We start from the raw sequence: 11,933 nt of genomic DNA on the forward strand, positions 1-11,933 counted from the left end.
GCCGTCAGCTTAGCCCGGTTCCACCGTATTGAAATGGATAAATGCTGCCCAGGCCCAGGATGCGCGTCAGCACATCGAGCGCGGTGCGCACCTCCAGCAGCAGTTGCGGGTCGGCCAGTTCCGCCACACTCAGCCGATCGCGGTAATGGGTATCGACCCAGTCGTTGAGTGTGGCGAACAACGCGTCGTTCAGCCACACCTTGGGATTCACCGCCGCGGCCTCGGCCTCGTTTAGCGCCACACGCAGGCGCAGGCAGGCTGGGCCGCCACCGTTTTGCATGCTCTGCTTGAGATCGAACACCAGCACCTCACTGATCGGCCCCTGGCCGTGCAAGGACTGCAGATAGCGCCACACGGCGGGCAACTGCCGGCATTCCTCCGGCACCACCAAGCGCATTTGTCCGTTACCGGCATCGAGCAACTGGCTGTTGAACAGGTAACTCTTGATTGCTTCTCCAACGCTGACTTCGGCCACCGGCACCTCGATCACGTGCAGGCCACCGCCCAGCTTGGCATCGAGCTCGCGATAAACCGTCGACTGATCGAGAAAGGCCTGCTCATGGCAGAACAGCACATCCAGGTTACCGACCGCGATCACGTCGTTGTGAAACACGCCGGCATCGATCACCTCCGGATTCTGCTGCGCATAGACGGTGTAATCCGGATTCAGCCCATGCAGCCGAGCTACTGCCTCGCTCGCCTCCAGTGTCTGACGCGCCGGGTAGCGCTGTGGGGCTGGACCATCGGCCCAGTGCTTGCGGCCATAAACGAAGAATTCGACTCCAGACTCGCCATAGCCACGGCAAAACCGCGTGTGGTTGGCGGCCCCCTCGTCGCCGAAAGCCGCGTGCATGGGCAAGGCATCGTGCACCGCGAACCGCGCTGCGTTGGCAAAGATCGCGCGCAGGGTGCGAGCCGTCTGCGCGTGTTCGAGGGCGCGATGAAACTTGTTCTGCAAGTTGGCGACGGTGAAGTGCACGCGGCGATCGGCCGTATCGGCCGACGGGCTCACGGTGGCGGCGTTCGCCGTCCACATGCTCGATGCCGACGAGACGTTGGAGAGCAGCTGGGGGGCGGCGGCGGCAGCCAGCAACAGCTCGGGATCGGTGCCGGTAAAGCCCAGGCGCCGCAACTCCCACACCGCAGGGCGCTCCTGCGGCGGCAGCACGCCCTGGCGATAGCCCAGATCCACCAACGCCTTCATCTTGGCCAGGCCCTGCTTGGCGGCCGCCTTGGGGTTGGCCGTTTGCCCCGCATTGCCGGTCGAGGCGACATTACCAAAGGAATGGCCGCCGTAATGATGCGTCGGGCCGACCAGGCCATCGAAATTGGCTTCAAACGCGCTCATGGATGCCTCATAGCATCAGCCCGGGCGGAAATTGCGCCGGCAGGGCCAGTTGTTCCGCCTCCAGCGACGCGACCGGGTAGGCGCAATAGTCGGCCGCGTAATAGGCGCTGGGCCGATGATTGCCGGAGGCGCCAATGCCACCGAACGGCGCCGCGCTTGAGGCCCCTGTCAGTGGCTTGTTCCAGTTGACGATGCCCGCGCGAGAGGCGCGCCAGAAGTGGCGGTATTGCGGCTCGGAGTCGGAGATCAGGCCGGCAGCCAGGCCGAAACGCGTGGCATTGGCCAGTCGTAGCGCGGCATCGAAATCGCCGTAGCGCTGCACCTGGAGCAAGGGTCCGAAGTATTCCTCGTCTGGCAGCTCGGCCACGGTGCTGACATCGATCAGCCCAGGGCTAAGCAGCGCGGTGCCCTCACGCAAACGACGCATCGGCAGCAAGGCGATGCCACCACACTCGATCAGCCACGCTTGGGCCGCCAACAAGGCATCGGCGGCCTGCAGTGAAATCACCGCGCCCATGAACGGCTGGGGCTCGGCGTCCCAGGTGTCGACCAGCAGTTGCCCCACCACCTCGACGAGGCGGGCAAGGAAGGCATCGCCCCAGGCCCCCTGCGGCAGCAGCAGGCGTCGTGCACAGGTGCAGCGCTGGCCGGCCGAGATGTAGGCGGACTGAATCACATGATGCAGCGCAGCCACCACGTCGGACACCGGCTCGACGATCAAGGGATTGTTGCCACCCATCTCCAGCGCCAGGATCTTGTCCGGTCGGCCGGCGAACTGCTGGTGCAGGTGGTAACCGGTCGCGGCGCTGCCGGTGAAATACAGGCCGTCTAGGCCAGGATGCGCCGCCAGGGCCTGGCCGGTTTCCTTCGCGCCCTGCAGCAGATTCAGCACACCCGCCGGCAGGCCCGCCGCCAGCCACAACTCGGCGGTCTGCTGCGCCACTAGCGGCGTCAGCTCAGAGGGCTTGAACAGCACCGTGTTGCCAGCGAGCAGCGCCGGCACGATGTGGCCATTGGGCAGGTGGCCAGGAAAGTTGTAGGGGCCGAATACCGCCACCACTCCGTGCGGGCGGTGTCGCAGCACCGCCATCGCATCGCCCTGCTGCGCCTCTTTCGTACCGGTACGTTCTTCCAGCGCCCGAATCGAGATATCGACCTTGTTGATCATGGTCGTCACTTCGGTCAACGCTTCCCAGCGCGGCTTGCCGGTTTCGCGACCTATCGTCTCGGCCAGGGTCATCTGGTTGTCACGCAACAGATCGGCGAAGCACCGGCACACGGCGATCCGCTCGGCCGGATCGGTATCCATCCACAGCGGCAGCGCGGCACGGGCGGCAGCAATCGCAGCCGCGACATCCGCAGCACCGGCAGCGTGCCCTTGCCACACGGCGATACCGCTAACGGGATTGCGGGAGACGAAGGCATTACCGCTACCTGGTCGCCACGCGCCATTGATCAACAACATGGCTTACTCCTTGTGACTGCTGCCGGTAGCGAGCGGCACGGCGCGTACGCTGTCACCGTCGCCGATATTCAGTTGCGCCAGCACGGCTGGCGTCAGCGGCAGCGTATTCTCCAGCGGCCGGGTCACCGCGATGGTGGCGCGAAAATCGCCCAGCCTGCGGTTACTGACCAGCCAGGCCGACCCGCCCTTGGCTTCGCTCGTGACCGGCAGCGCATCGAAGCATGCGGACTTGCGCACCGCCCGGATGTCGGCGAGCGAGCATTCCAGGCTGGGACCAGCATCGAAGATGTCGATATAGCCCTGGTAGCGGAAGCCCTCGTCCTCCAGCAGGCGGCGCGCCGGCCGCGTCGCCGGATGCACTTCAGCGATGGCCGCCTGTGCTTCTTCCGAGAGCAGGCTGGTATAGATCGGATACTTGGGCATCAGCTCGGCGATGAAGGATTTGCTGCCGACGTAGGAGAGGAAGTCGGCACGCGCGAAATCCATCTTGAAGAAGTGCCGCCCCAGGCTTTCCCAAAACGGCGAGCGGCCAGCGTCGTCGGACACGCCGCGCATTTCGGCGATCACCCGGTCGGAGAACCGCTGCGGAAACTCGGCCATGAACAGGAAACGCGCCTTCGATAACAAGGCGCCGTTGCCGTCGCGACGCCAATCGGGCAGCAGGAACAGCGAGCAAAGCTCGGAAGCGCCGGTCAGGTCCGAAGTCAGGAACAAGGTGGGAAGCTGCTTATAGATACCCAGCTCGCGCGAGGAATGCACCGACAGGCCCACGCGATAGTTGTACCAGGTGTCGTGCATGCCCACGGCGGCCTCGATCGCCGAACTGCCAACGATACTGCCACTGACCTCGTCTTCCATCACGAACACATAGCTGGCATGACCCAGTTCCGGGTTGCCTTCGACCGACTGCGCACTCGCCGCGATGCGCGCCGCCAGCCGCTCGCTATCGGGCTGCAGCGTGGTGACGCCCACGCCGGCTTCGTTCGCCAGCGCCAGCAAGGCCCCGAGATCATCGGCGGCTATGGTTCTGAACAGCATGGGCGCAGCACTCCTGGTATCGCCTGCACTGTAGCAACCGTCCTTGCCAGGACCAATGCGGACTATCCCCAGCAAGCCGTGCAAAGCAAGCAATCATCGCGCCGCTTGACCCCGAACATCGTAAGTACTATGCAAAACAAGCAAGCTTTTGTTTGTTCACATTCTGTTCCGGAGATGACATGTTAAAGTACAGTCCCCTCGCGACGCTGGTCGCACTTGCATCATTCTCGGCCCACGCGGAGGTCAGCATAGGCGGCTCTGCCGAAATGGACTTGTTCTACCGCACCAATAACGGTGCCAATTTCGCCGACACCGATACCGAAGGCAAAGTGCTCCAGGAAATCGCCATCGTCGTCAATGTCGACGGCAAGGACCGACTGGACGACGGCAGCAGCCTATCCTGGCGCCTGGCCCAGAAGGTGGCCACCAATTATCGCTTCGACAGTTGGGGGCAGCGTGAAGCATGGATAGGCTATGACACCTCCGTGGGTACCTTCCGCTTTGGCAACCAGTTTTCCACGCTCTATCTCACTATGCTGGATTGGCCGTACGGCGCCCATGGCGTGAGTAATTTGACTGGCGATTTCGGCGCGCATGAGGTCGCTTACCCGAGCGCCATCACCTACCTCTCCCCCAAATTCTCCGGATTCTCTTTTGGCGCCCAGTACGAACTTGGCGCAGGCACGGGCGACGCCAACGCCTATGAAGTGACCGCCGCCTATGCCGCCGATGCGTTCAATATCGATGCCGGCTACTACCAGGGCAAAAACAGCGAAAGCATGGACTCCGAGTCGGCGAGTTTCGGTGGCAGCGGCTGGGGTAGCGGCGGGCTGTACAACGCCGACAACAAGGCGCGCCAGTACTTCATCGGCGGTCGATTCCGGTTTGGCGATGGATTTGAAGTGGGCGGCGCCTATACACGTCACGAATGGGAAGGTGATGTCCCCAATGTGCATGCCGCAGGTTCCGACAAGACCTCCGTGGACCAATATCTGCTGCGCGGTGGCTATACGACGGGCAAACACAACTTCACGCTGGCCTACCAGTACATTGCGGATAGCGAGACCGATAGCGACGAGCGCGATGATGGTATCCAGGCCGTCAACTTCCAGTACACCTATAGCCTCTCCAAGCAAACCGTCGGCTTCGTGCAGCTGCGCCATCACATGCTCGACAATGCAGGACAACCTAGCGTGATGCATGCGAGCTACCAGCTCGACGGCCTCGGGCATGAGGATAATGTAACCCGCTTCCTGGTCGGCACCTGGACCGGTTTCTGATGCTGTAGCTAACCTGGTAACAACAACAAACCCCGCATCGGCGGGGTTTGTTGTTGGGCGGCTCGCTCTTGCTTCGCCCCCAAGCTGGATTTTGATTCCGCCTAAAGCACCACGTCGCGCGTCACGCCATAGCGGCGCAGGATGCGGCGTAATTGCTCCAGGGCCTCGATCTGGATCTGCCGTACCCGTTCGCGCGTCAGGCTGAGGCTGGACGCCAGATCTTCCAGCGTGCAGATCTCGTGACCGTTGAGCCCATAGCGACGTTCGATCACCATGCGCTGCTTGTCATTGAGCTGCTTCAGCCATTCACGCACATAACGCTCGACTTCGGCGCTTTGCAAAATGGCTTCCGGGCCGTCGGAGTGCTCGTCCGGGATCGATTCACCGATCGTCAGCATCGGATCGATATCGAGCGGTGCATCGAGCGAGGCGACGCGCTCGTTGAGCCCCATCACCCTGCGTACGTCCTCCACATCCTTGCCGACGAGGTGGGCAATGTCTTCCAGTGTCGGCTCGTGACCCATGGTCGCTTCGAGATGGCGCTGGGCGCGCAGGTAGACATTGAGCTCCTTGATCACATGGACCGGCAGCCGGATGGTGCGGCTCTGGTTCATGATGGCCCGCTCTATGCTCTGGCGTATCCACCAGGTGGCATAGGTGGAAAAGCGGAATCCGCGTTCCGGATCGAATTTTTCCAGTGCGTGCATGAGACCGATATTGCCTTCCTCGATCAGGTCGAGCAGCGTCATGCCACGGTTGATGTAGTGCTTGGCAATGTTCACGACCAGACGAAGATTGTGCTCGATCATCTTCTGCCGGGCTTCGAAATCACCCTGGACCACGCGGCGGGCGAGCGCGCGTTCCTGGTCCGGCGTCAACAGCGGGCTTTGCCCGATCTCGTTGAGGTAAATCTGGGTGACATCCCCGGTGCTTTCGTAGGCCGGTTGCTCGGCCTCGCTGGCAGCCCCGGCTTCCTCTTCCGCTTCATCTTCCTGTTCCGCCTCGTTGAGCTCTAGCGCCTCTTCGCTATCGAGCTCTGCGTCTTCCAGGGTATCCATTTGCTCATTCATGGGTGTCAGTCCGTCTGGATATATTTGGCCGGATCGACCGGCTTGCCAAACCTGCGGATTTCAAAATGAAGCTTGACTTGGTCGCTGTCGCTGTCGCCCATTTCCGCGATCTTTTCGCCGCGCTTGACGACATCCCCCTCCTTGACGATCAACTTACTGTTGTGGGCGTAGGCCGTCAAATACTCGTTGTTATGCTTGATGATGATCATCTTGCCATAGCCCCTCAACCCCGCTCCGGCGTACACAATCTTGCCAGAACCTGACGCAACGATAGGCTGGCCTATTTTTCCGCCGATATCAATACCTTTTGTTTCCGTGCTGAAACTTTTTGTTACTTTCCCTGCAGTGGGCAACAGCCAGTCGCTGCTATCCACCTCCCCATCAGTGCTTGGTGACGCATGCTTTTCTGGGGGTTTTTCCGTCAAAACCGGGGTAACCGTCGGGGCAGGAGTCGGGGACGGAGTGATGGCCGGCTGTGGTTTAGATGCAACGGCCGGCCCCTCCGCCTGCGCCGCCACCTGTGCAGCAGCGGCAGTGGTATAGGGCAGGCGTACCGCCTTGGGGTAGGCCAACGCGGCTGCCGGCACGGCCGGCTGCGTTGGGGGTGTGACGGGCTTCACAGCAACGGGCGCGTCATCGGTCAATGGTTTGACCACCACGCCGTCCGGCGTACCCGGTGCAGTCAAGCGCAACGCCTGGCCCACCTTGATGTCATTGACATTGGCCAGGTTGTTCCAGGCGGCGAGGTCCTTGTAATCGAGTCCATTGTCGAGCGCGATGCGATAGAGCGTATCGCCGCGTTTGATGATATAGCTGCCCGCCGGCGCTCCCGCCGCAGGCGCAGCCGTGACGGGGGTGGGTGCTACCGGGCGGCTGGTACCATCAAGGATCGGCGCCGGACTGCGCGGCTCGCTGGCGCAAGCGGCAAGCAGAACGACGAGGGAAACGATGAGACACTGCCGGCTCACGGGCAAACTCCTTGTTACGATTGCAAGTTAAAAGCGCGGCCCACGCCGCGCGCTCAGGCTACACCAGGCAGCAGCGGAACGAAGCGGACTTTTTCCAGTCGCGTCTCGGCGTAACCGTCGGCAAGCCGCTCTATCATGCGCAGCTCCTGGTCCTCGACGCCGACCGGAAATACCAGGCGCCCGCCCACGGCAAGCTGATCGACCAGCAGCTCCGGCACGATGGGTGCCGCCGCGGTGATCATGATGGCGTCAAACGGCGCAGCGTCGGGCTGGCCGCGGCTGCCGTCGCCGTGGCGCAGGCGTACGTTGCGCACACCAAGCTCAGCCAGGCGCTCGCGTGTACCCTTGGCGAGGCCACCGATCCGCTCGATCGAATAAACGGTCTTGTAGAACTGCGCCAGCACCGTGGTCTGGTAACCGCAGCCCGTGCCGATTTCGAGGATGCGTCCCCGCCCAGCCCAGCCCAGCACCAGTTCGGTCATGCGCGCGACGATGTAGGGCTGCGAAATCGTCTGGTTGTACCCGATGGGCAGCGATACATCGTCATAAGCACGATGCGACAGCGCCTCATCGACGAACACATGGCGCGGCACTTCACCGATCACAGCCAGCACCGCCTCATCGGCAATGCCACTGCCTCGCAAGCGTTCGACCAGTCGGGCGCGGGTGCGTGCGGAAGTCATGCCGCTGCCACCGGGAATATTGAAGCTCATAAGGGCAACCATGAAGCGACGAAATCCAGTTGGGCATGCGCGGTCAAGTCGATCGACAGCGGTGTCACCGAAACATAACCGGCGGCCACGGCGTGAAAATCCGTGCCCTCTCCGGCATCGGCTGCGGCCCCGACCGGGCCTATCCACCAGATCGGCTCGCCACGCGGATTTTCATCCTTGATCACCGGTGCGGATTTATGGCGCCGCCCCAGTCGAGTGGTCTTGATGCCCTTGAGCTCGGCGTAGGGAAGATCCGGCACATTGACGTTTAGCAGCACCGCGCCGCGAAACGGTTCACGCGCTGCGCGTTGGATCAGCTCGGCGGCGACGCGGGCGGCGGTCTCGAAATGTTGCGGGTTGCGCGAGGCGAGCGATACGGCAATGGCCGGCACACCCAAGAGATAACCCTCGGTGGCGGCGGCCACCGTTCCGGAATAAATGGTGTCGTCGCCCATGTTGGCGCCATGGTTGACGCCGGAGACCACCATATCGGGCGGCTCGGGCAAAAAGCCGGTGGCCGCGAGGTGGACGCAATCGGTGGGCGTGCCGTTCACATAGTAAAACCCGGACGGCGCGCGCCGCACCGACAACGGTCGATCGAGCGTCAACGAATTGCTGGCACCACTACGGTCGCGCTCGGGCGCACACACGGTCACCTCGTGCTCGCTGGCCAGCGCGCCGGCCAGCGCGGCAATGCCGGTGGCAAAGTAGCCGTCGTCATTCGAAATCAGGATGCGCATAGGGTCCCCCGTCCGCGCCTATTCTAGCGACCCTCCTGAGGCCCGCAAAATCGGGTTTAACCCGGCGTCGCCTTCATGCTCAGTGCCGCCGTGCGGCGAGGCTGGACAGCAGGCCGCAAGCGACGATGGCAAGCATGCCCGTATAGCCGCTGGCGGGCAGCGTGTCGCCCCAGATCAATACGCCAAACAGGGTGGAGAACACCACGGTCAGATAAGCCAGGCTCGCCACCACCAGCGACTTGCCCTTGCGATACGATCGCGTCATCGCCAGTTGCGCACAAGTGGCAGCGACGCCCATGCCCAGCACGATACCCGCGTTATCCAGCGTGATCGGCGTCAAGGGCGCCGACTGCAGCAACATTAGTCCGCCCGCGCCCAGTGACGAGACCAGCGAGAAATAGAACACGGTGCGCCATTCGGGCTCGCCCAGCCGGCCCAGCTCGTGCACATTCATATAGGCGATGCTCGCCAAGAGGCCCGAACCCAGGCCGATCAGGCCGGGCAGCCACATCGCGGCATCGAAGGTCGGCCGCAGCAGCAGCGCCACCCCGACAAAGCCGACCACAATCGCAAGGAATTGCGCCAGGCTCGGTCGCATGCGCAAGTAGACGGCGTTCACCACCATCAGCCACAGCGGCGAGGTGTAGTTGAGCGTCACAGCGCTCGATAGCGGCAGATGCGCGATCGCATAGAAATAAAGCATCAGCGAGATAAAACCCGAGATGCTGCGCGACAGGTGCACCCGCAATGCCGGCCAGCCCACGCGTAAAGGGCGGCGCGCTGGCACCGCGATCAGGAGGATGCCAAGAAGGCCGGCCAGACAGCGGTAGAACACCAGCTCCGCCGTGGTGAACTGCGCGCTGCCGAGCTTGACGAACACGCCCATCACGGCGAAACACAGGCTGGCCACCGCCATCCAGAATGGTCCGGACTGCAGCAGCCGCTGCCATGACATCCTCATTTCCCCAACCCTGCAAATGAACAAAGGCAGCTTGTCGCTGCCTTTGTCGTGATCTCACGCGATGGTCCAAGCCTTGTGGGCTTCCCGATCAGAACACGTCCTGTTCGGCACGCTTGCGTTCTTCCAGCATGGTTTCGAGCTCGCGACGACGATGGACCGCGGCCTGATTGGCCTTGGCGATCGCTTCGCGCGTGGGGCCGCGAGGCTTGCTCACTGCCTGGGTTTCCTGGAGTTCGGTCAACGCCTCTTGTACCGCACGACTTGCTTCACTCATCGCAGCTCCCCCTGTTTTGGTGACCCCCCAGTATGCGCTTCTCGCCGGCACTTGTCCGCTTGCCATGCATAACTGGGGGTCACATCGACCGTCAGGCCAATCCCGTGGGCAGCCTAGCCGCCGATGGCGTCGCCCAGCTCGCGCCGCAGGAACTGATGGAAATGGCGCATGCCGTCCTCCATCGGGCTCTGGTACGGCCCCACCTCGTTGCGCCCTGCCAGATACAGCGCTTGGCGGCCGGCTTCCATGCGATCGATGATCTCCTGATCCTCGACCGCCGTTTCGGCATACGCCGCCTGCTCGGCCGCGAGAAACTCCGGCTCGAAATAGGCGATGTCCTCGGGGTAGTAGAACTCGACCACATTCTTGTAGCTGCGCGGGCCGGTCGGCACGATGGTCGAGATCACCAGCGTATGCGGGTACCACTCAATCATCACATTGGGGTAGTAGGTCAGCCAGATCGCGCCATGGCGCGGCAGCTTGTCGCCATAGTAGCGATGCACCTGCTTGTGCCACTCCGCATAGACCTTGGAACCGGGCTTGGCAAGCGCGTTGTGCACGCCCACCGTCTGCACCGAATACCAATCACCGAACTCCCAGCGCAGGTCGTCGCAACTGACGAACTGGCCCAGCCCCGGATGGAAGGGCTCGACGTGGTAGTCCTCGAGGTAGACCTCGATAAAGGTCTTCCAGTTACCCTGGTATTCATCGACCTGCACGCTATGGAACACGTAGTTCGAGAAATCGAGATCGCGGGCCACGCCCAGATCCTTGAGATCGGCCTCGATGTCGTGACCATTTTTCTCGAACAGCAAGCCGTTCCAGTTCACGAGTTCGGTCTGCGGCAGATGCAGGCAAGGGTTGCCCGGGAAATGTGGCGCGCCCAGCAATTGCCCCTCGCCGTCATAGGTCCAGCGGTGCAAGGGGCAGACCGTATGCGTGCCGTTGCCGCGTCCGCTCAGCATCGTGGCCTGACGGTGACGGCAGATATTGGAGATCAGTCTGACGCCGTTGTCGTTTCGCTTGAGGTAACGGGCGCCATTGCTCATTTCCAGCACGTGATAGTCGCCCGCCTGGGGCACCATCAATTCGTGGCCCACATATTTGGGACCATGCTCGAACAGGCGTTCGAGCTCCAGCTGGTAGAGTCGCTCATCGAAATATGCCGACACCGGCAATTGGGTCGACAGATCCAGCTGCAGTGCTGCAGCCGTAGCCAGATTGCTCATCGCAAACCCCCTGGGCCAGAAGGTCTTGCCACTTTGTGTCCTCGGACAGATGGGTGGGCAAGCCATCAATGGAAATGCTGGATGCCATAAGTCATCCAGCCCGAAAAGCGTGTCATTTTGCCCCAGCCGACAATGCGCGGACAAGCCCGGATCGGGAAAAATGAAATGAATCAGTCACTCATCGTTCAGGAAAACGGCAAATCCCTTTTCACCCCCCATGGCTTACGCGTCATTGCACAGCCCAATCATGCTCTGTCACGACCTGGGTACCCGCCAGTACTGCCACCACGATCGTGGCGCGCCACTCAACAGCTCGCAGGCCGTCGACTCCGAAATCCGCAGCCAATAGTGCTGCGCCAGAGATGCCGCCGCCTGCGCGAGTTGCCGCTGCGACGCCGCCGGTGAGGCGTGTCGCAGCGTCACGCGGTAGGCCATGACCTCGGACCACATGCGGTAGGGACGAAGTAGCAGATAAAGCGGTGCCTGCAACACCAGGCCGAACCCCGCCAACGCCACGAGCCACCCACGCCAAGGCGCCAGCACCGGCAGCGCTGCCAGAAGTCCGGCCAGCACGATTGCGGGCGTGGCCAGCCACCACCATTGCCGTACATGTTCCAGTTCGTGCTCGAGCAAGGCGGTCCGGTCGCGCTGGGACGGCCGGATCAGCACCAGCGGGCCAAACGCACGCCCGCCCATCCAGTTCGAGAGCAAGAGATTGGTATGGATGACGAGGGCAGGAATCATAGTTCTGCCAGATGAAGCATGTGCGAAAAACAAAACCCCCTGCGAGGCAGGGGGTTTGATGTTGCCGGCTTGCCGGGGCTCCCCGGCAAGCCGGCCGCGTTAC

At 62.4% G+C, this 11,933-nt stretch carries 12 protein-coding genes; 1 reads left to right on the forward strand and 11 read right to left on the reverse strand.

The window, feature by feature from the left end; translation table 11 throughout:
* Window positions 1-4: 4 nt before the first annotated feature.
* The 3 genes from astB to astA are packed head-to-tail and all read right to left on the reverse strand — an operon-like array spanning window position 5 to window position 3,851.
* Window positions 5-1,348 (reverse strand): N-succinylarginine dihydrolase, encoded by a 1,344-nt coding sequence (astB, locus tag NLI84_RS01560; RefSeq protein ID WP_255987700.1) that lies wholly within the window; start codon window positions 1,346-1,348, stop codon window positions 5-7.
* A gap of 7 nt (window positions 1,349-1,355) precedes the next feature.
* The gene (gene astD / locus NLI84_RS01565; protein WP_255987702.1) at window positions 1,356-2,813 is read right to left on the reverse strand and encodes a succinylglutamate-semialdehyde dehydrogenase; all 1,458 of its coding nucleotides are present in this window, start codon (window positions 2,811-2,813) and stop codon (window positions 1,356-1,358) included.
* 3 nt (window positions 2,814-2,816) lie between these two features.
* The gene (gene astA / locus NLI84_RS01570; RefSeq protein WP_255987703.1) at window positions 2,817-3,851 is read right to left on the reverse strand and encodes an arginine N-succinyltransferase; all 1,035 of its coding nucleotides are present in this window, start codon (window positions 3,849-3,851) and stop codon (window positions 2,817-2,819) included.
* 179 nt (window positions 3,852-4,030) lie between these two features.
* Here astA and NLI84_RS01575 point away from each other — a divergent pair, with 179 nt between their 5' ends.
* Complete coding sequence (locus NLI84_RS01575; RefSeq protein ID WP_255987724.1) at window positions 4,031-5,131, forward strand: porin; 1,101 nt, start codon at window positions 4,031-4,033, stop codon at window positions 5,129-5,131.
* A gap of 101 nt (window positions 5,132-5,232) precedes the next feature.
* On the opposite strand, the gene rpoS is transcribed toward NLI84_RS01575, so the two are convergent.
* From rpoS to NLI84_RS01615, 8 genes are all read right to left on the reverse strand, one after another.
* Window positions 5,233-6,201 (reverse strand): RNA polymerase sigma factor RpoS, encoded by a 969-nt coding sequence (gene rpoS, locus NLI84_RS01580; RefSeq protein WP_255987704.1) that lies wholly within the window; start codon window positions 6,199-6,201, stop codon window positions 5,233-5,235.
* A gap of 5 nt (window positions 6,202-6,206) precedes the next feature.
* A complete protein-coding gene (locus NLI84_RS01585; RefSeq protein ID WP_255987705.1) occupies window positions 6,207-7,169 on the reverse strand; it encodes a peptidoglycan DD-metalloendopeptidase family protein in 963 nt (320 codons plus the stop codon).
* Window positions 7,170-7,222: 53 nt separating this feature from the next.
* Window positions 7,223-7,882, reverse strand: coding sequence for a protein-L-isoaspartate(D-aspartate) O-methyltransferase (locus NLI84_RS01590; protein ID WP_255987706.1), 660 nt, complete (start codon window positions 7,880-7,882; stop codon window positions 7,223-7,225).
* On the reverse strand, window positions 7,879-8,622 hold the full coding sequence (surE, locus tag NLI84_RS01595; RefSeq protein ID WP_255987707.1) for a 5'/3'-nucleotidase SurE: 744 nt from the start codon (window positions 8,620-8,622) through the stop codon (window positions 7,879-7,881). The genes NLI84_RS01590 and surE overlap by 4 nt, the downstream gene beginning before the upstream one ends.
* A gap of 79 nt (window positions 8,623-8,701) precedes the next feature.
* Window positions 8,702-9,583, reverse strand: a complete 882-nt coding sequence (locus NLI84_RS01600) for a DMT family transporter (protein ID WP_255987708.1) — start codon at window positions 9,581-9,583, stop codon at window positions 8,702-8,704.
* Between the two features lie 88 nt (window positions 9,584-9,671).
* A complete protein-coding gene (locus NLI84_RS01605) occupies window positions 9,672-9,857 on the reverse strand; it encodes a hypothetical protein (protein ID WP_255987711.1) in 186 nt (61 codons plus the stop codon).
* A gap of 113 nt (window positions 9,858-9,970) precedes the next feature.
* Complete coding sequence (locus NLI84_RS01610) at window positions 9,971-11,086, reverse strand: aromatic ring-hydroxylating oxygenase subunit alpha (protein ID WP_255987712.1); 1,116 nt, start codon at window positions 11,084-11,086, stop codon at window positions 9,971-9,973.
* Window positions 11,087-11,341: 255 nt separating this feature from the next.
* A complete protein-coding gene (locus NLI84_RS01615; protein ID WP_255987713.1) occupies window positions 11,342-11,830 on the reverse strand; it encodes a hypothetical protein in 489 nt (162 codons plus the stop codon).
* Window positions 11,831-11,933 lie beyond the last annotated feature (103 nt).

This window comes from Chitinolyticbacter albus, from assembly GCF_024437655.1.
Lineage (GTDB): Bacteria > Pseudomonadota > Gammaproteobacteria > Burkholderiales > Chitinibacteraceae > Chitinolyticbacter > Chitinolyticbacter albus.